This window comes from Treponema brennaborense DSM 12168 (genome assembly GCF_000212415.1).
In the GTDB taxonomy this organism is placed as follows: domain Bacteria; phylum Spirochaetota; class Spirochaetia; order Treponematales; family Treponemataceae; genus Treponema_F; species Treponema_F brennaborense.
Map to the genome: position 1 here is coordinate 2,482,170 of NC_015500.1, position 23,844 is coordinate 2,506,013.

Genomic DNA, 23,844 nt, shown 5'->3' on the forward strand with positions numbered 1-23,844 from the left:
AACTGCTAAACCCGTAGCGTTTGGAGCCGATACTTTAAATGAGGGTATCGGTTATGATTTCCAATATCGGCGCGTTCAACGCTTATTCGTACAATGCAATTCTCGGCAACACAGGAAGCAGCAAGCTGCAAATTCCGGTACAGCCGGGTCTCGTCGTATATTCCCAACTGGAACATATTTCGGGCGTCGCGGCAAAACAGAATCAGAGCGGCGTCAACATCACTAAAATACAGATACTGAACACGCTTATCGACCAGCTCGTTTCCCTGAAAAAAAAGCCCGATCAGGGAGCGAAGCCGGACACGCTTACCGGCGATCAAGTAGATACGCTCATCAAAAACTATCAGAATCAAATTCAGACGGCAATAAAAACGGCCGAAGCCAATCCGTTCGCACCGGCGGGTGTCTCCGTGCAGCCGGGCGCGCTGTTCAGCCTTTCGGTGTAAACGTCTCCGCTGCCGCCGTGCGGGCGCGATTCAAAGGCACACGGCGCCGCCGACCGGCAGTTTTCATGCACAATTGCGTCAATCAATAAATTTTTCTCTTATTACTCCTTTTCAGATGTTCCGCTGTTGAATAAAACCGTAAAAAAAGGTATATTTTTCATATATACAGTCAGGAAGTTCTCCGGACAATACCGGTAAACGATAAGGAGTTATTATGACAATTAATGACATCAAACACCCCAAAATCAAAGCGTGGGTGGAAGAAGTCGCAAAAATGTGCGAACCCGACAACGTATACGTATGCGACGGATCAAAAGCTGAATACGACAAACTGATGCAGGAGATGATCAAGTCCGGCCTTGCCACTCCTTTGAAAAAACGCCCCAACAGCGTTCTGTTCCGCTCACAGCCGTCAGACGTTGCCCGTGTTGAAGGACGTACTTATATTGCAAGCACGAAAGAAGAAAACGCCGGTCCCACGAATCACTGGATCGATCCGAACGAACTGAAAGCGACGATGAAAGGATTGTACAAGGGCTGCATGCACGGCCGCACGATGTACGTCATTCCGTTCTCGATGGGTCCCGTCGGTTCCAAAATCGCCAAAAACGGTATCGAAATCACCGACTCCGCGTACGTTGTCTGCAATATGGACATCATGACCCGCGTGGGAACGGCCGTTCTCGACGTATTGGGTACGAACGGTGAATTCGTTCCCTGCCTGCACTCGGTCGGAAAACCCCTCGCGAAGGGTGAAAGCGACAACGGCGACTGGCCGTGCGCCGATATGGAACACAAATACATTTCCCACTTCCCCGAAGAACGCACCATTTGGTCGTACGGTTCGGGTTACGGCGGAAACGCCCTGCTGGGAAAAAAATGTTTTGCGCTCCGCATCGCGTCCGTACTGGCGCGCGACGAAGGCTGGCTTGCCGAACACATGCTCATCCTGAAGCTGACAAGCCCCAGCGGTGAAGTCAAATACGTTACCGGCGCATTCCCCTCTGCGTGCGGTAAAACGAACCTCGCCATGCTTATTCCGACCATCCCCGGCTGGAAAGTCGAAACGATCGGCGACGATATCGCCTGGATGAAATTCGGTGACGACGGCCGTCTGTACGCCATCAACCCCGAAAACGGATTCTTCGGCGTCGCGCCGGGAACGAGCAACGATTCCAACAAAAACGCCATGGAATCGATCAAAGAAAACACCATCTTCACAAACTGCGGTTTGACCGAAGACGGAGATATCTGGTGGGAAGGAATCGGTTACCCGGCTAAGGGCGAACTGGTCGACTGGCACGGAAACAAAAAACCGGCGCCCGCAAAAGACAAGAGCCCCAAAGGTGAAGAAATCGCTCACCCGAACGCCCGCTTTACCGCTCCGGCGCATCAGTGCCCCTGCATCGCTTCCGAATGGGAAGATCCCAAAGGTGTGCCGATCAGCGCGTTCCTGTTCGGCGGACGCCGCCCGTCTACGATTCCTCTGGTGCACCAGAGCCGCGACTGGAACCACGGTGTGTTCCTCGGTTCGATCGTCGGTTCCGAAGTAACGGCAGCCGTCATCTCCGATCAGGTCGGTCAGGTTCGCCGCGACCCGTTCGCGATGCTCCCGTTCTGCGGATACAACATGGGCGACTACTTCCAGCACTGGATCAATCTGGGCAAGAAAACGACGGCGGACAAACTGCCCAAAATTTTCTACGTCAACTGGTTCCGCAAGGACGCCGACGGCAACTTCATGTGGCCCGGATACGGCGACAACAGCCGCGTTTTGGCGTGGATTTTCGACCGCTGCGACAACAAGGACAACTTCGTTGAAACCGCTATCGGCTATATGCCGAAAGACGGCGCGATCAACACGACCGGCCTTGACGTTTCCGCCGACGCGATGAAAGCCATCACCTCCGTGGACAAGGAAGGCTGGCTGAAAGAAATCAAGGACATCCGCGAAAACCACTACCCCAAATTCGGAAAACACCTGCCTAAAGAACTGTCTGCCGAATTGGACAAATTGGAAGCGAATCTGAAAAAAATGTAAACGTGCCGAGCCGTAATTTGCGGTAAGGATACGGAACTCCGTAACTCCCGATATCGGGCGCTGCGGAGTTCTTTTCTTTTTAAATAAAATTTGAAAAAAATCCGTAACGGTAGTAATATATGGAAATGAAACCAAGGAGGTTTTTATAGTATGGATGAACTTGCAAACGGTGAAAACAGGGAAATATGTCACTGCAAAAAAGTTTCGTACGTCGATATAGAACGCGTACTGCACAACAGCAAAAAATTCAGCGACGTTGAACGGGCGTTCGCGGAAGTGCAAAAGCAGACCCATTGTTCGACGGGCTGCGGAAAATGTCAGAAAGAAATTGAAAAAACGATATCGGAAATCATGTCCGCATAAAGGCGGAATACTGTTGAGCGCGGCACTCGCCGCGTTCGCTGCCGCCGCGTTCGCGGCCGCAGCATTAGCGCAAACGGCAAGCGCCCAAACGACAGACGCAGTACTAACGGCAGACGCCGATCGGGCTTCGTACGGCGTGTTCATCGGCTTGGAACCGGAAAACGCCGGCGCGGCGGCCGGATATGAAACGATCGTCGTCGACGCAGCGCTTTTTTCTGCGGAACAGATTGCGGATTTACACCGTTCGGCCCGAACGGTGTATTCGTATTTGAACATCGGTTCGATCGAAAAATTTCGCAGCTATTACGCCGATTTCAAAAAAATTACACTCGGCCCGTACCGTAACTGGCCGGAAGAACGGTGGATAGACGTTTCTAATCCGGCGTGGCAGAATTTCGTAACCGAAACGCTTGCGCAAAATCTTGTCGAAAAAGGCATAGACGGCTTTTTTCTTGACAACGCGGACGTATGGCACGAATATCGGGAACCGCGAATTTACGCCGGACTGCTGCAGATACTCGCTGAACTGAAAAGATTCGGGCTGCCCGTGATACTGAACGGCGCCGACACGTTCGTGAGGCACGCGCTCGATACGGGAGAACTGGCGGGACTTGTCGACGGAGTGAATCAGGAAACGGTGTTTACGACGATCAACTTCAAAAAGGGAACGTTCGGTACTGCAAAAACCGACGCTATCGATTATTATACGGACTATTTGCTGCGCTGTAAACGCGCGGGACTTGCCGTCTATCTGACCGAATACGGAACGGACGCCCGAACGGCGGAGCGCATAGCCGAGTTCTGCATACGCAACGGGTTCGCGTATTACGTGTCGCCGTCCGTACAGCTGAACGGTGCGCCGCCGCAGGCCGAATAAAAAAACCTCCGCTACCGAACGGTACGGAGGTTTTCTCATACGGAAACCCGCCTGACGGCGGGATCGTACGCGGATTTAGTCCTGCTTGATATTAAAGCGCTTGTTAAAGCGTTCGATACGACCGGCAGTGTCGACCAATTTCTGCTTACCGGTAAAAAACGGGTGGCAAGCGGAACAAATTTCAACGTTAATATTTTTTACCGTTGACCGCGTTTCAATCACATTGCCGCAGGCACAGGTGATTTTCGTCATTTCGTACGTAGGATGAATACCTTCTTTCATCATTTCCTCCAACTATTCGATTCGTCTTGCCCGAAAACAGGGACGCACCCGCATAAAAGCGGAAGCGATCTTCTGCATCCACAAAACGTCAAGTTCCATATCCGTTCTTGAGCAACCGTTACGCTCCGCCGAGCGTATTCATTGATTTCAGGAACGCTTCATTATTCTTTGTTTTCTTCATTCTGTCAAGCAGCAATTCTATAATTTCCGCATCGTCCATCGGATTTATGACTTTGCGCAGCACCCACACTTTCTGCAATTCTTCTTCGGTAAGCAGCAGTTCTTCTTTGCGCGTACCGGATTTCTTGATATTGATTGCCGGGAACAGCCGGCGGTCGGCGAGCTTGCGGTCGAGATTGATTTCCATATTGCCGGTTCCCTTGAATTCTTCAAAGATAACCTCGTCCATACGGCTGCCGGTTTCGATCAGCGCGGTCGAAATGATCGTCAGACTGCCGCCTTCCTCAACGTTGCGCGCCGCACCGAAAAACCGTTTGGGCTTATGCAGCGCGTTGGAGTCGACACCGCCGGACAATACTTTGCCGGACGTTGGAACGGTCTGATTGTACGCACGCGCAAGACGCGTGATGGAATCGAGAAAGATCACGACGTCGCGTTTATGTTCCACGAGGCGCTTCGCCTTTTCAAGCACCATTTCGGCAACCTGCACGTGCCGGGTCGCCTGCTCGTCGAACGTGGAAGAAATGACTTCCGCGTGTATCGAGCGTTCCATTTCGGTAACTTCTTCGGGGCGTTCATCGATCAGCAAAACGATCAGATACACTTCGGGATGATTCGCCGTGATCGCGTTCGCAATCTTCTGCATCAAAATGGTTTTACCGGCTTTCGGCGGCGCCACGATCAGCGCGCGCTGCCCTTTGCCGATCGGGCAGAACAGATCCATTATGCGGGTGGAAACTTCACCCGTCGTCGTTTCCAAATGCAGTTTTTCATTCGGATACAACGGCGTCAGGTTTTCAAACGGTATGCGGGTCTGCGCCACGCGGGTATCGTCGAAGTTGACCGTTTCAATGCGGAGCAGCGCGAAAAAGCGTTCGCCTTCTTTGGGAGAACGAATCTGACCGTAAATGGTGTCGCCGGTTTTCAGATTGAACAGGCGGATTTGACTGGGTGAAATGTAGATGTCGTCCGGTCCCGGAAGGTAGCTGTTCTGCGGCGAACGCAGAAAACCGTAACCGTCGGGGAGGATTTCGAGCGCGCCGCTTGCAAAAATGATTCCGCCGTGTTCCGTATGGGCTTTCAGGATGACGAAAATCAATTCCTGTTTTTTCATCGGTGCAAGGTCGTCGTGCGGAATGCCGTACTGACCGGCCAATTCACGCAGTCCGTGCATACCCATACTCGTCAGTTCGTTTATGGAAAGACGGGGCTTTGAATCGTTTGCGGCGGCATCTTCCGCAGTGTTTTGCAAGGCGGCGGCGTCACCCTGATTTTCATACGCGGGACCGGCGTTCCGGTCGGCGTACGCCGTGTTCCGACCGCCGCTGCGCGGCCGGCCGCGGGGATTATATTCCTGATCCTGATTATTCCGGTTTGCGCCGCTGCGGTTTACCGGAACACGGCGGGCGGTTCTGCGAACCACCACGCGTTCTTTTGGGGCTGATTGCTGCTCCGAAACGTTTTCCGTTTCAGGACGAACCGTTCGAGCCGGCTCGGCGGTGCAACTATCCTGATTTGTTAAAGTATTACTTTCTGATTCGGCGGGATTTTCTGCGAAAGAAGGTGTTTCAGCGTTTGCAACGCCCAATTCGAGCTGCGCCTGAACAGGTTGCCCTTCTTGCGGCTGATTTTCTGACGTATCGACAAACCGCCGTCTTTGAATCGGTGCCATTAAAATATCTCCATGTTTATGGTTTATTAAAATGAAATAGGCATAGAATTTATTAAAACGAATTCAAAATGACTTAGTAATTGATTCTACCAGAAACGGCACCTACCTGTCAAGTATTACGCACGATATTTTTTGCCGATATGCAGCAGTTCGCCCTATAGACCAAATCGGAAAAATCTTGTATTCTTGTTACGAATTTTTTCCTTGTCTACGGTTTGTATCAAGAAAAATTCCAAAATATAACATATTGTCAATCGCATTGACAAAAGATAGGAGATACTGATGAAATTGATATCCCTGTTTTTGTTGCTTGTGGTTACATCCTGTAGTTTGGAAGATACCAGGAGCTTGGTGGACCACAAAGAAAAGCAAAACGAGATCACGGAGCCGCAGGTTCCGCAGCCATCAAAACCACCGAAAAATATTTTTCCCGAGAAAATTACACTCGCTACCAATGAAAAATACGAATTCCCCGTAAAGGGACTTTTCATCGATAATAGCGGAAACAAGATTTTCAGCATAAACGACAACATGATTGTCCCCAACGGAGAAACGACCGGCTCCCATACGATATTCTTCTATTATGAAAACAAACCCTACAAAATTGAAGTCGAGATCGTCAAGGCAACGGAACCTGAACCGGCAAAACCCGTCTCCCCGCAGGAAGAAAACACTCCCATCGTAAAACCGGATGTCAATCCGGGCAGTAAACCGGAAATAGCCCCCGTGGACAAAAACTACAAAATCAAAGAGACCAAGTGGCTGAAAGGAATCAGGGAACCTGCTGCCGGTGCCATCAAAACGGTAGACGGATATAAATCGTGGCCGGAGAACCCGCCCGCCACGAATTGGTACAATACCATGAAACTGGCCTACACTCACGGAGCCGATTCATTTATAAATTCCGGATTCAAGAGCGATGCAAGTCTCTGCTACGGAGTGGTTGCCGCAAACATGATTCACTGGTGGATCGACGTCAATCGCGACACTATAAACGGAATGGGTGAAGAGATATCGAAAAAAATATACGAGGAGATAAAATACGAGATACCGGACGGCAACTCCACCTACAGCACTTTGCTGGCTAAAATACGGGACAGTGACAAGCTCAATCACGCGAGCGGAGGCGACGTACGGGAAGTTCTGTACTGGTTTTTTGACACCTATCTGCCGGGCGCGTACGACAACGGCAACAGCTCGTCCACAAGGCTCATCTATTCGGAATTCGTTTCTCCCGCCGATTTTGAGGCGAAACTCAAAGGCTACATAGATGCGGGGCATTCCGTAGCCTTGAGTTACGCCATAAAAAACAGCGGCAGGCATATCATCAATGTATTCGGCTACAGTGTCGACGATAACGGAAAAATCGTCGAGATTTGGATCGGCGATTCAAACCACGGAAACAAAGACGAGCCGTTCAGAGGTTCCAAACTCATACCCTACGGCCTCTATTACCGAGGAGGTAACATTTATTTTACCAACTTGGGAGCCGGCTGGACAACGACGAACAGAATTGAGGAACTGACCATATTGAAATCTCATCCCGACGGCGCCTGAGCCGAGTGATTCGCCGTTTACGGTCTTTGCCGGCACGGAAGCAGCGAACAAGGCGGCGCTTTACAAAAAAAGGCTAGCCCGGCTTGGAGGGAGCGGAGCGTAAAAAAGAACCGGAACGAAAGTTCCGGTTCTTTTTTACCGGCCGTGAGGGTAAGTCCCGGAAAGCCGGGTTGCAAAGGACGCCGCTCCGAAAAACGCTCACTCGCGGCACTCTTGACTGTTCGCCGATAATCGGGCATAGTGTACCAATGCAAATAGAAAAACGACGGATGCCCCGCTTTTCCGATATAGGACGGGTTGAGGCGGCAGATATTTGTATTTTTCCCGGAACACTCATAGACATTTGTATGAAGGGGTGTAAAATCCGGTTTCCCATACACGTAACGCTTGATATGGACACGGAATACGAATTGACCGTAACGGTCAGCAGGAAATCCGTGCCGCAGTCGCTGACGCTTATCGGCCGGCCGGTACGGCTGGAGTACAGCGGAACTTCTTCCGAAATAGGTTTTCAGGTGCTGCGCAGTCCCGATTCACGCCTGTTTGAATCGTATATTCGGGCGCGGACAGCCGAGCAGCAATCCGAAGACTGCGGGTCCGATTTTGAATCCGAATCGGACGAAGAGTCGTACGTTTCCAATTATTATGTCGGCTGAGCGGAGCCCGGCGAGTACCGAGCGGCAGCCGGTGCGGGGTGAACGAAAGCCGATGCCGAACGGGGCCGCCGCGTATTTGGCGTTTCCCGAGGCGGCGCATCTGTTTACCGAAGAACTGCACAACAGGTTCGGTGTGGCCGAATCGGAAATCGCTTCGTTCAGACGGTACGGAGACTTATTCGTCCTGCCGCACGCGCTGGAAAAGACGCCGTATTGGTGCCGAACTGCGCTTACGGAGCCGTTTACGTTCTCGTTCAATTCGATCGGCGAGGCGGCGGCGGAACTGAAACGCATTCAGCGCAACTGGGCGCCGTACGGATTTACGTCGTTCAGGCGGACCGCTTTGATTCAGGAAAAACTTCCGTACGTCAATATGAAGCCGAAAACGTTTCCGGTCAAAATTCCGACGAGTCCGATCGGTGTGTATATGCTGACGGACGATCATACGATGCTCGCTTCCGCCCGAACGACCAGTTTTTTGCCGGCGGGTACGTTGGAATTCAAGGAAGATCACGAAAATCCGCCGAGCAGAGCGTATCTGAAACTGCAGGAAGCGCTTACGCACGTTTACAGCAGATTCGGCGTATTGCCCGGCGAAGGCAGCCGCTGCTTCGACGCGGGGGCGTGTCCCGGCGGCTGGACCTGGGTACTCAGACAGCTCGGCTGTACGGTGTTGGCCGTAGACCGTGCGGAACTGGCGCCGAAGCTCATGGCCGATCCGCTCGTAACGTTTCAAAAACACGATGCGTTTACGCTGCCGCCGCAGGAGATCGGCCCGTTCGATTGGGTGTGTTCCGACGTCATCTGCTATCCGGAACGGCTGCTCGAATGGGTAGGTAAATGGCTGGACAGCGGTATGTGCCGAAACATGATATGTACGATAAAAATGCAGGGTGCGATCGATTGGCGCGTCGTCGAGCGATTCGCCGATATTCCCGACAGTACGGTGCTGCACTTGAATTACAACAAGCACGAGCTGACCTGGATACACGTCGACGGCGCTGATTCACGCACAGAGAACGCTATTTAATAGAAGACAAATCGAACGGCGTTTCCTGATAGACGCAGTAGTTCAGCCAATTTGAATAAAACAGGTGAGCCGTACTGCGCCACGAAGACAGCGGCGGATTCGCCGGATCATCGCCGGGAAAATATCGGTACGGCACGTCGATCGGCAGCCCTTTTTCCTTGTCGCGGAAATATTCGGCGGCAAGCGTATCGGTATCGTATTCCAAATGCCCGGTCATGAATATTTCCCGATTCGTCGGTGAGCGTACCAGCAGCACGCCGGCTTCCCGGGATTCGGCCAAAATAGTCAAATCTTTTTGCGCTTCGATATCGCTGCGCGAAACGGTCGTATGGCGCGACTGCGGAACGGGAAAAATGTCGTCAAAGCCGCGCAGAAGCGGTTCGGCGGCGCTCGTCCGGTAATGATCGTAGACGCCGAACAGTTTTGCATCCAGCAATTGTTTTTGCACGCCGTAATGGTGATACAATCCGGCTTGAGCGCCCCAGCAAATGTACAGCGTACTGAACACGTTCTCTCGCGCAAAATCCATGATCGCGCATAAATCGTCCCAATAATCTACCTGCTCGAACGGCAGCTGTTCCACCGGCGCACCGGTAATGATCATACCGTCGTATTTGGAATGCAGAACGTCTTTCGACGTAATGTAAAATCGCTCCAAATGTTCCGGGCCGGTGTTTTTCGACACGTGGTGTTCCATGTGCACGAGTGAAATTTCCACTTGCAGCGGCGTGTTACCCAGCAGACGCAGCAACTGCGTTTCTGTGGCGATTTTGGTCGGCATCAAATTGACGATCGCTATTTTTAAAGGGCGGATATCCTGACAAACCGCCCGCTGATCCGTCATAACGAAAATATTTTCATTTTCGAGGATGCTGCAAGCCGGCAAATCGGATTGTATTTTAATTGGCATAACGGAAAGAGTATAGCATATTCCGTTCAGATTTGCTATACTTCACTTATGAGATTCTCTGCCTACCGAGCGGAGGATGGGGGCGGCGCAGGAAAACCGGATAAAAAGAAAGCCCTGAAAAAGCTGAAAACACTGGTTTTTACTTCAAAAAACGAACCGGAACCCTTCCGTAAAAAGATAGAAGAAACGTTCAACTCTCCGTTTATCCCGGCTAAAGTCGAATGCCGGGATCTTGCGTTGGGTACGGTTCCGTGCGATATACTGACGCCCGAAGTCTGTTTCGCGAAACGAATCATTTTATATATTCACGGCGGATCGTTTATCGGCGGTTCGCGTTTTTCATGGAGAAGTTTCTGCGCTTCATTCGCTGCGGAAGCGACGTCGCGGCTGGTCGTACCGGAATACCGGCTTGCGCCGCAGCACCCTTATCCGGCCGCGCTTGAAGACGTTCAGACCGTGTTCCGTGAAATATATACGAAAGAACAGAGCGCCGGCAAAGACGAGCCTGAATTTATCATAGCAGCGGACGGAGCCGGAGCGTCCATCGCGCTGGCGCTCGTACAGACGCTGCGCGATAAATACCGGCAGAGTATCAGAAACATCATGCTGTTTTCCCCTTGGCTTGATCTGACGGCGGCATCTTTGACTCCGAGTGAAAAGAAACGTTCCGACGACATCATAAACGCGGACTGCATCAAGCGCAGCGGCAGTCTGTACACGTATGAATCGAATTTGAAAAATCCGCTGGTTTCACCGCTATACATGCCGCAAGACAAAATAGCCGATTTTCCGCCGGTATACGTACAATGCGGCGGCGCCGAACTGCTGCTGCGCGACGTGCGGACGTTTCAGGAAAAACTGAAAGCGGCGGGCAGATCGTGCACGGTCGACGTATGGCCGGACATGATGTTCATGTTCCAAATGGCAGACGCTGACCTGCCGCAGGCGCACTTCGCCGTACAGCGGGCCGGAAAATACATTCAAACGTACGACAGGGAGCAGGACGGTCCGCAATGGAACTCGTAGCGCCTGCGGGAAATCTTGACAAACTCTTTTACGCCTACACGTACGGCGCCGACGCGGCGTACATCGGATTGAAACGTTTTTCACTCCGGGTAAAGGCCGATAATTTTTACGGAAACGAATACGAACGTATCATCGGATTGAAAAAAGAGCATCCGGGGAAAAAACTGTTCTGCGCACTCAACATCAGTTTCCATAACCGCGATATAGATCATTTTCTGGCGGAATTGGATTACTTTCGGTCCTACCCGATCGATTCTTTTATCATTCAGGATATCGGCATGGTTCCGATTATCCGAAAACATTTTCCGGAAGCGGCGCTGCATCTGAGCACGCAGGCGAACTGCATCAACCGCGAAGCCGTTAAAATGTACCGGGATCTCGGATTCAAGCGGGTCGTTTTGGGGCGCGAAGCGTCGCTGAATGAAATCCGCGAGATAAAAGACGCCGTGCCGGAAATGGAACTTGAAGTATTCGCACACGGCGCAATGTGCATCGCCTATTCGGGAAGATGTCTCATGAGCGCGTATCTGACCGGACGCAGTGCGAACGGCGGATTCTGTTCCCATTCGTGCCGCTGGGAATACGGCGTACGGGCGAATCTGCCGCAGTCGGGCGCACTCGCGCTGGAAGAAAAAGAACGGCCGGGGGAATATTTTCCCGTATTTGAAGGCGAAGATTTTACCGCCGTCCTGTCGTCAAAAGATTTGTGCATGATAGATCATCTTGACGATATGAAAAAAGCCGGCGTCGATTCGTTAAAAATCGAAGGCCGCATGAAAAGCATATATTACGTAGCGCTCGTTACGCGGGCGTATCGGAAAGCACTCGACGCACTGGAAGGCCGTATTACGTCCGAAGCGGCGGACCCGTTCGTGCGGGAACTGTACAACGCGAGCCACCGCGAATTCGGCACGGGTTTTTTCTACAGCCGGGAGGACGCTGACAAGACGACCGTCGGTGCGTCCGACAGTCCCTACGAATTGAGCGCCGCGCTCGGGAACCGCCTGTCCGAAACACGGGAACGGCTCGTGTTTACCCGCGCGGCGGAAACTGCCGCCCGGCGGAAAGCGGAAACGGAGGCGCTGCATCCGGCGGCCCGCGCCGCCCGTGAAGCCGATTACGCCGCTCACCCCGAAAAGCGACCGCCCGTCGTACAGCCGCGCGCCGGCTGGCATTTTTACGAATACGATTCCATGAATAAGATTTCCGCACCGTCCTGCGGCGGCGCACGGGAGACGCGGTTGGAGTTCATTTCACCGGACTGCGCGGCGCTGCGCACGGAACGCGGCGAATACGAACTCGTTGATCCCGAAACGGGCGAAATCATGCAGTGGGTATGCCACGGGCATCCGTGTCTGCTGTATACGGCGCTGCCGATCGAAAAAGGAATGCTCGTCCGTGCGGAGAACCCGCTGTTCGGCAAACCGCAGGGCCGATAACATCCGGCGTCTGCACTGCCAATAACCGCGCGGCGGAAAGCGGAAACAGCGGTCGGCGCTCAACAGCTGAGTTACCTATAACCGCAGGGCCGGTAACGTCCGGCGTCTGCACTGCCAATAACCGCGCGGCACGGTCTGTTGCCGATAATGCGGCACGGTCTGTTGCAGACGAGCGGCGGCACCGGAACGGAATAAACCGCCGGCAGCGCCGCGGGATATTCCGTTCCGGCGCGCTATTCGGACTGCCGCGGGCGGACGGCTTTTTTAGCCGGAATTTCAGCGGGCTCGTCCCATTCGACTTCAAGCGAGCGCTCTTTACAGTTTGGAATGCGGGCGAACACAGAACAGTCCGCACGGTGAATGATAATTCCCCGGCCGCGCGACACGAATCCGACGATAGGATCGCCGAAAACGGGTTTGCAGCAGCCGGCTTTCGTAACCAGAAAATTCGTCGTAGTACCGATTCTGATCTTATCCTGTCCGCCGCTTACCGGAGGAACGCCGGGCTTCACACCGTCGCCGCGCCGATGCGGCCGGGACGCCGCGGCATCCGATTCGGCGGCAGCGGATTTGAGCGCGCCGGGCACCGGCTGTTTTTCCGAAAATCCCGGGTCGTTTTGCAGCAGCCACGCGCGTATTTTGCTGCGGGCTTTCGCGGTGCGAACCATCTGCAACTGATTGGCCGTCGGATGCGCCTGCGGATTGGTGAGCACGTCTATACTCTGCGTATTTTTCAGCGGTTTTGACAACGGAATGATCTGACCGTCGGCCTTTGCACCAGTAATTTTTTCGCCGATCGCCGAATGTATCTGATACGCAAAATCTATGGCCGTTGATCCGGCCGGCAATTCGATGACGTCGCCTTTCGGCGTAAACACATAGATCGAATCGCCCAGCAAATCCTCTTTTATCTCATTGAAAAAGTTTTCGTCGTTCAGATATTCGTTTCTCAGCTTTTTAAGCTGATTGATGATCGATAAATTATCGACGCTGACTTCGTCGTGATTCGTGCCTTTTTTATACAGCCAGTGACTGGCGACACCGTATTCGGCGACCGAATGCATGTCTTTCGTCCGGATCTGTATTTCAAGGGGCATCCCCTCGCACAGAACCGTGGTGTGCAGACTCTGATACCCGTTCGCCTTCGGCATCGCGATATAATCCTTAAAACGCCCGTCGAGCGGCTTCCACAAATTGTGTACCAAACCCACCAGCGTGTAGCATTCGGCGCTCGTATTGCAGATAACGCGAAGCGCCAGCAAATCGAACAGTTCGTCGGCGGCTTTATTGCGTTTGCGCATCTTCTGATATATCGAATAAAAATGCTTGGCTCGGCTTGAGACGGCGATTTCGATGCCGGCACGCGAAGCTGCCCGATATATTTCCTTTTGCGCTTTTTCCAAATAATCGGAGCGCTCGTTTTTCTTGAGCGCCACGATACTTTTCAGTTGGGCGTATACGTCGGGATTCGTAAATTTCAGACTCAGATCTTCAAGTTCCGACTTTACCGACGACATACCGAGCCGGTTCGCCAGCGGCGCCCAAATGTCGATCACTTCCTGCGCAATCAACTTCTGCACATCCGGTTCCACCGAGGACAAATTTCGCATACGATCGAGGCGGTCGGCGAGCTTTACCAAAATGACGCGGATATCGTCTATCATGGCGAACAGCATTTTCCTGATGGAATCGGCCTGATGCAGCGTTTTTTTCTGGATTTTCAGATTCGTTATTTTCGCAGTTCCGCTGATAATGCGGAATACGGCCGATCCGAACCGGGATTCGACGTCCGCGGGATCGACGGTTTCAAGAGAAAGTACGTTGTGCAGAAACCCGGCGACGATCGTGTCGGCGTCGAGTCTGCTTTCGGCCAATATGCAGGCGACGCGCATCGGATGCTGGTAATACGGTTTTCCGCACGCGCGAAGCAATCCGGCGGTTGTGCCGCACAGATATTCCCACGCAGTGCGTATACGTTCCCGCTCGTCCGCCGTATAGTCGGGAAATGCTTTCAAAAACTGCTGCAGCAGTTCGTCTGCCGAATCGGCGCGTTCCGTGTTCACGGAAAGATTGTACGTCATAGTTTCTTTGCCAGAGTGACTCGCGGCATCCCTCCTAAATCGGTATACGTCACTATATCAGTAAAACCGTTCTTTGCCAAATAGGAAGCGGCGGCGGCGGCGTTATATTCGCCGGTTTCGATCAGAAAAAAACCGCCGCGTTTCAGCGCCCATCGCGCCTGCCCGATAAGCCGCCGGAGGAGTCCCGTACCGTCCGTCGTGCCGTCGCAGTCTCCGTTCAACGCGAGTTCCGGCTCCGAGCGCCCGTCGGCAAGCAGGCGCGCCGTTACGTCGGCCGGGACGTACGGCGGATTGGATACGATCAGATCAAACGATTCTTTGCCCGAAACCGCGTCGGAAAGCAACGGTTCCAGTAAATCGCCTTCAAAAAAATCCAGCGTATACGCGGCGGGCGCTTTCAGGAGGCGTTTCGCGTTTTCGCGGGCAACGCTCAGCGCGGCGGGCGAAATATCCGTTGCATACATTTCGTACCGAATATCCGCCCGATACGGCAGCGTGTGCAGAATCGAAACGGCGACGCAGCCGCTTCCCGTACAGACGTCGGCGATGCGAACGGACGCACACGGCGGCGCGGCAAAATCGCCGGATTCGTCACCCTCGGCGGGCGGCGCCGGCCGGTTTGCGCCGACAATCCGGGCGACCGTTTCAAGCGCCCGTTCAACCAGCAATTCGGTATCGGGTTTAGGTATGAGAACGGCTCGGGTTACGAGAAAATCAAGCGCCCAAAATTCTTTATGACCGGTGATATATGCAACCGGCAGCCCCGTTCGCCGCAGCCGCACCGCGTCAAAAAAAGCGGCGCACTGAGGCTCGGTCAATACGGTTTCGGGATGGGAAAAAAGATACGAACGGGGAACGCCGAGCAGGCGGGAAAGGATACAGTCGCAATCGAGCGGCGGCGTCGGCGTCGGTACGAACACAGCGGGCGACACGCTGAAATCGCCGGAAACGCTGAACGCGGCGGGTTCGCCGCCGGTCGCCGCATTTTTATCGGATAACAAGCGGATCCCCGCTTTCCGGGCCGTTCCCAGCGTCATACTCAGGTTTCGGACGGGACCGCGCTTTTCAGGGCAGCTTCTTTTGCGGATATGTTCAGTGCGTCGAGCATTTCGTCAAGGTTTCCCTGCATGAACTGGTCCAGTTTATACAGTGTCAGATTTATTCGGTGATCGGTAACCCTGTTCTGAGGGAAATTATACGTTCTGATACGCTCGGAACGGTCTCCGGAGCCGACCATGCTCTTGCGGGCGGCCGAACGTTCGGCCTGTTTTTTCGATTCTTCCAAATCGAACAGCCGCGCGCGCAACACGCGCATCGCCTTCGCTTTGTTTTTTATCTGACTTTTTTCATCTTGCTGAATGACGACCAGTCCCGTCGGCAAATGGGTGAGGCGCACTGCGGAATCGGTCGTGTTGACGCACTGACCGCCGGGTCCGCCCGCGCGCATAACGTCTACGCGCAGGTCTTCGGGGCGAATTTCGATTTCGGTTTCTTCCGCTTCCGGCAGTACGGCAACCGTTACGGCGCTCGTATGAATACGGCCCTGCGCTTCGGTTTCGGGAACGCGCTGCACGCGGTGAACGCCGCCTTCCCAACGCAAACTGCCGTACACGAATTTGCCGCTGATGGAAAACGAAATTTCCTTATATCCGCCGACTTCCGTTTCACTTGCGTCCATGATTTCGTATTTCCAGTTTTTTATTTCGGCATACCGCGTATACATCCGGAACAAGTCCGCAGCGAACAGGGACGCTTCGTCTCCGCCCGCACCGCCGCGAATTTCCATAATGATGTTTTTTTCTTCAAGCGGATCCGGCGGAATCAGCAGCATTTTCAAGGCCGATTCCATTTCGGGAACCCGCGATTCCAATGCCTTCAATTCTTCGCGCGCCATTTCTTTCATATCGTGATCGTCTTCTTCCGTAATCAGGTGCTGGGCTTCGCTTATGCCTTGCAGTACTTCCTTATACTCGGCATACGAGTCCATTACCTGAGAAAGATGCGAATGTTCGCGCATTATTTCTTTATACCGTTTGGGATCCCGCACCAATTCGGGATCTTGGATCATATCGTTCAATTCAGCGTAACGCTTTGACAATTCTTCAAGTTTTTTGAGCATGGTCTTTAAAAGATACCAAAAAACGCAATAAAATGCAATGCGGCGAGAACAGCGCCCACGCAGGCATCTCCGGCATCGCAGACACCTCCGGCAGTTCGGCTGTCCCGCATTACGGATTATGCCGGGGTGTTGAGCAGCAACGCCTCGTTGCCGTATACTGAACGCGGGAGGCACGGCCGTGTCGGATATTACCAAAAGGGCGTTGGAAGCTTCGCTCAAAAAACTGCTGCTGCAAAAGCCGCTCGGCAAAATAACGATCAACGATATTGCCGAAGACTGCGGCATAAACCGCATGACGTTCTATTATCATTTTCGGGACATTTTCGATTTGGTCGAATGGGCTTGCCAAGAGGACGCCGGACGCGCGCTTGAAGGAAAGAAAACGTACGACACCTGGGATCAGGGATTTCTCCGGATATTCGAGGCAGTGCTTGAAAACAAGCCGTTCATCATGAACGTGTATCATTCGGTAAGCCGCGAGCAGGTGGAAATATATCTGTATAAAGTGACGTACGATCTGCTGATAGACGTAGTTGAAGAAAAGGCGGCCGGCATGCCGGTGCGTGCGGAAGACAAAAAATTCATAGCCGATTTTTATAAATACGCATTCGTCGGTCTGATGCTCGAATGGATACGGGGCGGAATGGAAACTGATCCGCGGGAAATCATCAACCGGCTTTCACTGCTTACCCACGGAAACGTCGCCGTCGCGCTGGAGAATTTCAGAACCGACGGAAAAAACGGATCCGGCGAAAAAAAAGGTTAATCGATACGCTCCGCTGCAGAACAACGGGATGAGCAGCCATTTCCGTACTAATCAATTTGGGGTAAATGATAAAAATTTAATCAAACTGAAAAAATTGTACGTTGTATTCATTTCCGAATGGGTATATCTTTGAAAACGAGAGAACAGTCGACCGGACGTAATCCGGTATCGTTTTTGGAGGTAAAAGCTATGTATTATTCAAGCGGAAATTATGAAGCGTTCGCACGGCCGGTAAAACCGGAGGGTGTTGATCACAAATCGGCGTATATCGTCGGATCGGGACTGGCGGCACTGGCAGCCGCCTGTTTTCTGGTACGCGACGGTCAGATGAAAGGCCGGAACGTGCATATTTTGGAAAAAGATCCCATTCCCGGCGGTGCGTGCGACGGTTTTCTGTACGACGGACTCGGATACGTAATGCGCGGCGGACGCGAAATGGACAATCACTTTGAATGCATGTGGGATCTGTTCAAGTCGGTTCCGTCGATCGAAACGGAAGGAGTCACGGTGCTCGACGAGTATTACTGGCTGAATAAACGCGACCCCAACTATTCGCTGATGCGCGCCACCGTAAACCGCGGAAAAGACGCTCACACCGACAAAAAGTTCGGCCTTTCCGATGCGGGCGCGATGGAAATAATGCGGCTGTTTTTTACTCCCGATGAACGGCTGTACAACAGACGTATCGACGAGTTTTTCAGCAGCGAAGTGCTCGATTCCAATTTCTGGCTGTACTGGAGAACTATGTTCGCGTTTGAAAATTGGCATTCCGCGCTTGAAATGAAGCTCTACATCAAGCGATACATTCATCATATCGGAGGATTACCTGATTTTACGGCGCTCCGGTTTACCAAATACAATCAATACGAATCCATGATCCTGCCGATGATAAAATACCTCGAATCGTTCGGCGTGCAGTTTCATTACAATACGAAAGTGGTGAACGTACTGTTCGACATCCGCAAAGATAAAAAAACGGCCACACGCATAGAAATTCTGCGCGAGGGTACTGCGGATGCGATCGACCTGACCGAAAACGATTTGGTTTTCATTACGAACGGCGGCTGCGTTGAAAATTCTTCACTCGGCAGTCAGGATACGCCCGCTCCGTTCAACGCGGATATAAAGGAAGGCGGCGGCTGGGACATGTGGCGTAAAATTGCAGCGCAGGATCCGTCGTTCGGACATCCGGACAAATTTTGCTCAAATCCGGAACAGAGTAACTGGATGAGCGCGACGGTAACGACGCTGGACGATAAAATTCCGCCGTACATTCGGAATATTTGTCAGCGCGATCCGTTTGCGGGAAACGTCGTAACCGGCGGTATCGTAACGGCAAAAGATTCCAACTGGCTTTTGAGCTGGACGTTCAATCGGCAGCCGCAATTCCGGTCGCAGCCGAAAGGGCAGCTCGTCGGCTGGATTTACGGTCTGTTCAGCGACAAACCGGGCAATTATGTGCAGAAAACGATGCGCGAATGTACCGGAAAGGAAATCTGCATGGAATGGCTGTACCATATGGGCGTACCTGAAAAGGATATTCCCGAATTGGCGGAAAAAAGTGCGAACACAATCCCGTGCATGATGCCGTATATCACCGCATTCTTCATGCCGCGGGAAAAAGGCGACAGGCCGCAGGTGGTGCCGCAGGGAGCCGTAAACTTTGCGTTCATAGGGCAATTTGCGGAAACCGTCCGCGACACGATTTTTACTACCGAATATTCCATCCGCACCGGTATGGAAGCCGTCTACACACTGCTCAACGTGGATCGCGGCGTACCGGAGGTATGGGGCAGCACGTACGACGTACGGGATCTGCTCAACTCCACAGTCAAAATCCGCGACGGTAAAAAAGCAACCGATATGAATATGGGGTTCAAAGAACGGCTGATCATAAAAAAAGCGTTGAAGAAGATCGAAAACACCGATATTGCAAAAATCCTGAAAGAATATCACGTAATCTGATTCGCCGATCGTCCCGCCCATTCTCCCCGGATGGGCGGGTATCTGCGAGAACGACGGCCTATGTGAAGAGTCTGCGGACAAGGAGTTGAGGCAGCTCTCATTTTGCAGCAAGCCAATTTTTACACACACAGCTCTCCCGGTGGAATTATCCTGTAATCGGTATTTCCGGTAGATTTAAACCGTTTTATATAGTATGGTGTGAACAATCGGATACGACAAATTTTCCGGAGGATCACTGTTCTATGAATATTATCACCGATTTTCTTACCGGTTCATCCATATGGGTCTACCTCTTCATTTTTTTCGGTAAGATGCTGGAAGTTGCATTATCTTCGCTGCGCACTTTGATGATAACGAAGGGGCAGCGAACGGCGGGCGCGACCGTTTCCGTATTTGAATACGCAATCTGGTTCTGTATTACCGGTACCGCTCTTACGGGTTTTGCATCCGACCCCTTGAAGATGTTCGTCCTCATAGCGGCTTTTGCTTTCGGACAACTGCTGGGTTCTTGGATAGAAGAGAAAATCGCACTCGGATATATTACCCTATCCGTAATATTCAACGAGTGCGGAAAAGCCGATGAAGCGGTAAAAAGTCTGCGTGATCAGGGATACGCGGTTACCATACTGAGGGGCGAAGGGCGCGAGTGCAGCAAAAAAACGATTGCTTTTATGGTAATTCAGCGAAAAGCCGAAAAAACGGTAAAGAAAACCGTAAAATCATTTGACCCTAAAGTTGTCATCAACTCAACAGCCTCAAACGGCCTGCTCGGCGGCGTGATGAGCGGCCGCAGATAAACGTGTTTATCCGTTTTCCGCAGAATGAGTTGAAAAACTCCCAAGAATGAGTTGAAAAACCCCCAGCTTTTGATAGAACTTTTCAACAGCAGGCTTCATCGGTTCGGCTCGCGCCGTTATCGTTTCTCGCCGTTATCGTTTAAAGCCCGTGTGATCTGCACTTTACAAACTCGCTATAACCTTACGAGTTTGGAGAATGCCTACCAGACTGAGGAATCCCGCTACAACCTTACGAGTTTGGAGCCTACTCTGTCAGACTTTGAAAATCTTCTGCAAACTCGTTAGGTTTCTTTAGGTCTCTCATTTATTAAAAACCCCACACAAAAAGTGTGGGGTTTTTAATAAAAAAAGCCTGGCAGCAACCTACTTTCCCGCAATAGCAGTATCATCGGCGTAAGAGAGCTTGACTTCCGTGTTCGGGATGGGAACGGGTATTACCTCTCCACTATGGCCACCAGGCAATTAAACAGATTAAAGGAAACGAAACAATATCAAAAACCGCTGCGGTTCAGGCTATTGCGCTTCAAAGGTTTCATAAGATTATCAAGAAACGATAATATGGTCAAGCCTCACGACTTATTAGTACTGCTCGGCTGAATACATTACTATACTTATACCTGCAGCCTATCAACCAGATAGTCTGTCTGGAGTCTTCAGGAGGGTTAAACCCTCAGGGATGGTTTATCTTGAGGTGGGCTTCCCACTTAGATGCTTTCAGCGGTTATCCCTTCCGAACTTAGATACCCAGCACTTACCCTTGGCAGGATAACTGGTAAACCAGAGGTTCGTCCACTTCGGTCCTCTCGTACTAAAAGCAGCTCCTCTCAACCATCCAACGCCCACAGCAGATAGGGACCGAACTGTCTCGCGACGTTCTGAACCCAGCTCACGTACCGCTTTAATTGGCGAACAGCCAAACCCTTGGGACCTGCTCCAGCCCCAGGATGCGATGAGCCGACATCGAGGTGCCAAACCTTCCCGTCGATGTGAACTCTTGGGGAAGATCAGCCTGTTATCCCCGGAGTACCTTTTGTCCGTTAAGTGACGGCGCTTCCACTCGCTACCGCCAGATCACTAAGACCTACTTTCGTACCTGCTCGACATGTCTGTCTCGCAGTCAAGCCTCCTTGTGCCTTTACACTCGTGCGCTGATTTCCAACCAGCGTGAGGAGACCTTCGCGCACCTCCGTTACTCTTTTGGAGGCGACCGCCCCAGTCAAACCGCCTGCCTACCATTGTCCCGGCACCAGCTTCATGGCTCCGGTTAGAAATTCCATTCATAAAGGGCGGTATTTCACTTTTCGACTCTGCACAAGCTGACGCCCATGCTTCTCTGTCTCCCGCCTATTCTACACATCATAAATAGAATCCCAATAGTAAGTTACGGTGAAGGTTCACGGGGTCTTTCCGTCTAACTGTGGGTAACCGGCTTCTTTACCGGTATATAAATTTCACCGAGTCTCGCGTTGAGACAGTGCCCAGAATCGTTACACCATTCGTGCGGGTCGGAACTTACCCGACAAGGAATTTCGCTACCTTAGGACCGTTATAGTTACGGCCGCCGTTTACTGGGGCTTCGATTCACAGCTTCTACTCTCGTATTACCGCTCCTCTTAACCTTCCAGCACCGGGCAGGTGTCACCACCTATACGTCTCATTACTGATTCGCAGATGGCTGTGTTTTTGATAAACAGTCGCCTGGGCCTGCTCTGTGCCACCCCCATTCTTTTACCAATCAGGGGCCACACTTCTTCCGAAGTTACGTGTGCATTTTGCCGAGTTCCTTAACGCGAGGTCGCTCGTGCGCCTTAGATTTCTCATCCTTCCTACCTGTGTCGGTTTCCGGTACGGTCTTCAATAGCCTAGCCTTAGACAGTATTTCTCGGCACCTTGATTACACCCGCTTCACTTCGACTTTCTCTCCGCTCGCTGTCACAACTCACCTCAAAATACGGATTTACCTGTATCTCTCTTCAGCTCGTCGCTTCGACCGGAACTACCATTCTCCGGCCGGGTTTCACCTCATGCGTCCTGCCCTCGAAACTATTGAAGGTTCTGGATTTTGAACCAGATTCCCATCGACTACGACTTTCGTCCTCGCCTTAGGGGCCGACTTACCCTGGGCAGATTGCCTTTACCCAGGAATCCTTAGGTTTTCGGCGGACGGGGATCTCACCCGTCTTTGCGTTACTTATACCTGCATTCTCTCTTCCATTTCCTCCAGAACCCCTCACAGGTCTTCCTTCTTCAGTTAATGGAATGCTCCCCTACCACCAGTATCTTATGATACTGATCCAAAACTTCGGTATACCGCTTAGCCCCGTTACATTATCTGCGCACACATGCTCGACCAGTGAGCTATTACGCACTCTTTTAAGGAATGGCTGCTTCTAAGCCAACCTCCTGGCTGTCTTTGCATTTGCACTTCATTTTACACTTAGCGGTATTTCGGGACCTTAGTTGTTGGTCTGGGCTGTTTCCCTCTTGACTACGAACCTTGTCGCACGCAGTCTCACTCCCATACGTTGATTACAGGCATTCAGAGTTTGATTGGGGTTGGTAGGCAGTGACGCCCCCTAGCCCATCCAGTGCTTTACCTCCTGCAATTTTGTATGAGGCTGTCCCTAAAGGCATTTCGGGGAGAGCCAGCTATTTCCAGGTTTGTTTAGCCTTTCACTCCGAGTCACAAGTCATCCATACCTTTTTTAACAGATTATAGTTCGGTCCTCCACAAGGTTTTACCCTTGCTTCAACCTGCTCATGACTAGATCACCTTGGCTTCGGGTCTACGCCATGCAACTGTTCGCCCTTTTCAGACTCGGTTTCCCTCCGGCTCCAGCACTACTATGCCTTAACCTCGCTGCATAACGTAACTCGCAGGTTCATTCTACAAAAGGCACGCCACAACACTTTCGTGCCGTGACATCTTGTCAGTTTATGGTTTCAGGTTCTTTTTCACTCCCCTTACTGGGGTTCTTTTCGCCTTTCCCTCACGGTACTGGTTCACTATCGGTAGCTGAGGAGTATTTAGCCTTGGATCGTGGTCGACCCAGATTCCAACAGGGTTTCTCGTGCCCCGCCGTACTCAGGTACCGCATCAAAGAGTCTTATTCATTTCGCTTACGGGGCTTTCACCCTCTTCGGCAGGCATTCCCATACCTTTCTGCTATAAATAAGTTTTATCTCAACTCTTCGGGTCATCCCCATGCGGCCCTACAACCCGTTGTACCTTGCGGTACTTACGTTTGGGCTCTTCCGATTTCGCTCGCCGCTACTTTCGGAATCTCCGGAGGATCGCTCCTCTTCTTGATTTCTTTTCCCGTGTTACTTAGATGGTTCACTTCACACAGTCTGGCTCTACTGACCTATTTTATTCAGTCACTGTAGTACAGGAATCGCTCCCTGTGGGTTACCCCATTCGGCTATCCGCGGTTTAACAGATATTTGCTCCTACCCGCGGCTTTTCGCAGCTTATCACGGCCTTCTTCGCCTCTCAGCTCCTAGGCATCCACCATAAACCTATTTTCGCTTGACCATATTATCTTTTCTTCCCTTCAATACACTCTCTCGGATACTTCCGCTCTTTTCTCGTCAAGCTTCGCTTCCGCATCCTCGCATATCAAAGGTATCTTCTTTT

The 23,844-nt window shown here is 51.9% G+C and carries 18 protein-coding genes and 2 rRNA genes; 12 read left to right on the forward strand and 8 right to left on the reverse strand.

Features of this window, described 5'->3' with window-relative positions; genetic code table 11:
- The first annotated feature begins 53 nt into the window (after positions 1–53).
- The 4 genes from TREBR_RS10830 to TREBR_RS10845 all read left to right on the forward strand — a co-directional run bounded on the left by TREBR_RS10830 (position 54) and on the right by TREBR_RS10845 (position 3,727).
- On the forward strand, positions 54–446 hold the full coding sequence (locus TREBR_RS10830) for a hypothetical protein (RefSeq protein ID WP_013759219.1): 393 nt from the start codon (positions 54–56) through the stop codon (positions 444–446).
- Positions 447–660: 214 nt separating this feature from the next.
- The gene (locus tag TREBR_RS10835) at positions 661–2,487 is read left to right on the forward strand and encodes a phosphoenolpyruvate carboxykinase (GTP) (RefSeq protein WP_013759220.1); all 1,827 of its coding nucleotides are present in this window, start codon (positions 661–663) and stop codon (positions 2,485–2,487) included.
- A gap of 150 nt (positions 2,488–2,637) precedes the next feature.
- On the forward strand, positions 2,638–2,850 hold the full coding sequence (locus TREBR_RS10840) for a (2Fe-2S)-binding protein (protein ID WP_013759221.1): 213 nt from the start codon (positions 2,638–2,640) through the stop codon (positions 2,848–2,850).
- A gap of 13 nt (positions 2,851–2,863) precedes the next feature.
- A complete protein-coding gene (locus tag TREBR_RS10845; protein WP_013759222.1) occupies positions 2,864–3,727 on the forward strand; it encodes a glycoside hydrolase family 191 protein in 864 nt (287 codons plus the stop codon).
- A 75-nt stretch (positions 3,728–3,802) separates the two neighbouring features.
- Here TREBR_RS10845 and rpmE read toward each other — a convergent pair whose 3' ends face one another.
- Both rpmE and rho read right to left on the reverse strand, forming a co-directional pair.
- Positions 3,803–4,009 carry a 50S ribosomal protein L31 gene (gene rpmE, locus TREBR_RS10850; RefSeq protein ID WP_013759223.1) on the reverse strand — a complete coding sequence of 69 codons (207 nt, stop codon included), beginning with the start codon at positions 4,007–4,009 and terminating at the stop codon, positions 3,803–3,805.
- A 118-nt stretch (positions 4,010–4,127) separates the two neighbouring features.
- Positions 4,128–5,861 carry a transcription termination factor Rho gene (rho, locus tag TREBR_RS10855; protein WP_013759224.1) on the reverse strand — a complete coding sequence of 578 codons (1,734 nt, stop codon included), beginning with the start codon at positions 5,859–5,861 and terminating at the stop codon, positions 4,128–4,130.
- 282 nt (positions 5,862–6,143) lie between these two features.
- Between rho and TREBR_RS10860 the strand changes: the two genes are divergently transcribed.
- The 3 genes from TREBR_RS10860 to TREBR_RS10870 all read left to right on the forward strand — a co-directional run bounded on the left by TREBR_RS10860 (position 6,144) and on the right by TREBR_RS10870 (position 9,104).
- On the forward strand, positions 6,144–7,418 hold the full coding sequence (locus TREBR_RS10860; RefSeq protein ID WP_013759225.1) for an IdeS/Mac family cysteine endopeptidase: 1,275 nt from the start codon (positions 6,144–6,146) through the stop codon (positions 7,416–7,418).
- 347 nt (positions 7,419–7,765) lie between these two features.
- Positions 7,766–8,074 (forward strand): hypothetical protein, encoded by a 309-nt coding sequence (locus TREBR_RS10865; RefSeq protein ID WP_156786661.1) that lies wholly within the window; start codon positions 7,766–7,768, stop codon positions 8,072–8,074.
- Complete coding sequence (locus TREBR_RS10870; RefSeq protein WP_013759227.1) at positions 8,064–9,104, forward strand: SAM-dependent methyltransferase; 1,041 nt, start codon at positions 8,064–8,066, stop codon at positions 9,102–9,104. Before TREBR_RS10865 ends, TREBR_RS10870 begins: the two co-directional genes overlap by 11 nt.
- On the opposite strand, the gene metA is transcribed toward TREBR_RS10870, so the two are convergent.
- Positions 9,097–10,014, reverse strand: coding sequence for a homoserine O-acetyltransferase MetA (metA, locus tag TREBR_RS10875; protein ID WP_013759228.1), 918 nt, complete (start codon positions 10,012–10,014; stop codon positions 9,097–9,099). The two genes, TREBR_RS10870 and metA, sit on opposite strands and share 8 nt — an antisense overlap.
- A gap of 48 nt (positions 10,015–10,062) precedes the next feature.
- Between metA and TREBR_RS10880 the strand changes: the two genes are divergently transcribed.
- Both TREBR_RS10880 and TREBR_RS10885 read left to right on the forward strand, forming a co-directional pair.
- Complete coding sequence (locus TREBR_RS10880) at positions 10,063–11,040, forward strand: alpha/beta hydrolase (protein ID WP_013759229.1); 978 nt, start codon at positions 10,063–10,065, stop codon at positions 11,038–11,040.
- Entirely contained in the window at positions 11,028–12,479 is a 1,452-nt protein-coding gene (locus TREBR_RS10885; RefSeq protein WP_013759230.1) for a peptidase U32 family protein, read from the forward strand. The genes TREBR_RS10880 and TREBR_RS10885 overlap by 13 nt, the downstream gene beginning before the upstream one ends.
- A gap of 233 nt (positions 12,480–12,712) precedes the next feature.
- On the opposite strand, the gene TREBR_RS10890 is transcribed toward TREBR_RS10885, so the two are convergent.
- The 3 genes from TREBR_RS10890 to prfA are packed head-to-tail and all read right to left on the reverse strand — an operon-like array spanning position 12,713 to position 16,679.
- Positions 12,713–14,542 (reverse strand): RelA/SpoT family protein, encoded by a 1,830-nt coding sequence (locus tag TREBR_RS10890; protein WP_245523715.1) that lies wholly within the window; start codon positions 14,540–14,542, stop codon positions 12,713–12,715.
- Between the two features lie 14 nt (positions 14,543–14,556).
- Complete coding sequence (gene prmC / locus TREBR_RS10895) at positions 14,557–15,561, reverse strand: peptide chain release factor N(5)-glutamine methyltransferase (protein ID WP_169310640.1); 1,005 nt, start codon at positions 15,559–15,561, stop codon at positions 14,557–14,559.
- A gap of 38 nt (positions 15,562–15,599) precedes the next feature.
- The gene (gene prfA / locus TREBR_RS10900; RefSeq protein WP_013759233.1) at positions 15,600–16,679 is read right to left on the reverse strand and encodes a peptide chain release factor 1; all 1,080 of its coding nucleotides are present in this window, start codon (positions 16,677–16,679) and stop codon (positions 15,600–15,602) included.
- A 178-nt stretch (positions 16,680–16,857) separates the two neighbouring features.
- Between prfA and TREBR_RS10905 the strand changes: the two genes are divergently transcribed.
- From TREBR_RS10905 to TREBR_RS10915, 3 genes are all read left to right on the forward strand, one after another.
- Positions 16,858–17,445, forward strand: coding sequence for a TetR-like C-terminal domain-containing protein (locus tag TREBR_RS10905; protein ID WP_013759234.1), 588 nt, complete (start codon positions 16,858–16,860; stop codon positions 17,443–17,445).
- Between the two features lie 117 nt (positions 17,446–17,562).
- A complete protein-coding gene (locus TREBR_RS10910; protein ID WP_215904821.1) occupies positions 17,563–19,410 on the forward strand; it encodes an oleate hydratase in 1,848 nt (615 codons plus the stop codon).
- A gap of 242 nt (positions 19,411–19,652) precedes the next feature.
- Entirely contained in the window at positions 19,653–20,207 is a 555-nt protein-coding gene (locus tag TREBR_RS10915; RefSeq protein ID WP_013759236.1) for a DUF5698 domain-containing protein, read from the forward strand.
- Positions 20,208–20,557: 350 nt separating this feature from the next.
- Here the strand turns inward: TREBR_RS10915 and rrf are convergent.
- Together rrf and TREBR_RS10925 are read right to left on the reverse strand one after the other, a co-directional pair.
- Positions 20,558–20,666 (reverse strand): 5S ribosomal RNA (gene rrf / locus TREBR_RS10920).
- A gap of 99 nt (positions 20,667–20,765) precedes the next feature.
- A 23S ribosomal RNA gene (locus TREBR_RS10925) occupies positions 20,766–23,742 on the reverse strand.
- Positions 23,743–23,844 lie beyond the last annotated feature (102 nt).

What these genes read in the sequence shown, in the direction of transcription:
- TREBR_RS10830 (WP_013759219.1), top strand. Translation starts at nt 54, where the DNA reads ATGATTTCCAATATCGGCGCGTTCAACGCTTATTCGTACAATGCAATT.
- TREBR_RS10835 (WP_013759220.1), top strand. Translation starts at nt 661, where the DNA reads ATGACAATTAATGACATCAAACACCCCAAAATCAAAGCGTGGGTGGAA.
- TREBR_RS10840 (WP_013759221.1), top strand. Translation starts at nt 2,638, where the DNA reads ATGGATGAACTTGCAAACGGTGAAAACAGGGAAATATGTCACTGCAAA.
- rpmE (WP_013759223.1), bottom strand. Translation starts at nt 4,009, where the DNA reads ATGAAAGAAGGTATTCATCCTACGTACGAAATGACGAAAATCACCTGT.
- rho (WP_013759224.1), bottom strand. Translation starts at nt 5,861, where the DNA reads ATGGCACCGATTCAAAGACGGCGGTTTGTCGATACGTCAGAAAATCAG.
- TREBR_RS10860 (WP_013759225.1), top strand. Translation starts at nt 6,144, where the DNA reads ATGAAATTGATATCCCTGTTTTTGTTGCTTGTGGTTACATCCTGTAGT.
- TREBR_RS10865 (WP_156786661.1), top strand. Translation starts at nt 7,766, where the DNA reads ATGAAGGGGTGTAAAATCCGGTTTCCCATACACGTAACGCTTGATATG.
- TREBR_RS10870 (WP_013759227.1), top strand. Translation starts at nt 8,064, where the DNA reads ATGTCGGCTGAGCGGAGCCCGGCGAGTACCGAGCGGCAGCCGGTGCGG.
- metA (WP_013759228.1), bottom strand. Translation starts at nt 10,014, where the DNA reads ATGCCAATTAAAATACAATCCGATTTGCCGGCTTGCAGCATCCTCGAA.
- TREBR_RS10880 (WP_013759229.1), top strand. Translation starts at nt 10,063, where the DNA reads ATGAGATTCTCTGCCTACCGAGCGGAGGATGGGGGCGGCGCAGGAAAA.
- TREBR_RS10885 (WP_013759230.1), top strand. Translation starts at nt 11,028, where the DNA reads ATGGAACTCGTAGCGCCTGCGGGAAATCTTGACAAACTCTTTTACGCC.
- prfA (WP_013759233.1), bottom strand. Translation starts at nt 16,679, where the DNA reads ATGCTCAAAAAACTTGAAGAATTGTCAAAGCGTTACGCTGAATTGAAC.
- TREBR_RS10910 (WP_215904821.1), top strand. Translation starts at nt 17,563, where the DNA reads ATGGGTATATCTTTGAAAACGAGAGAACAGTCGACCGGACGTAATCCG.
- TREBR_RS10915 (WP_013759236.1), top strand. Translation starts at nt 19,653, where the DNA reads ATGAATATTATCACCGATTTTCTTACCGGTTCATCCATATGGGTCTAC.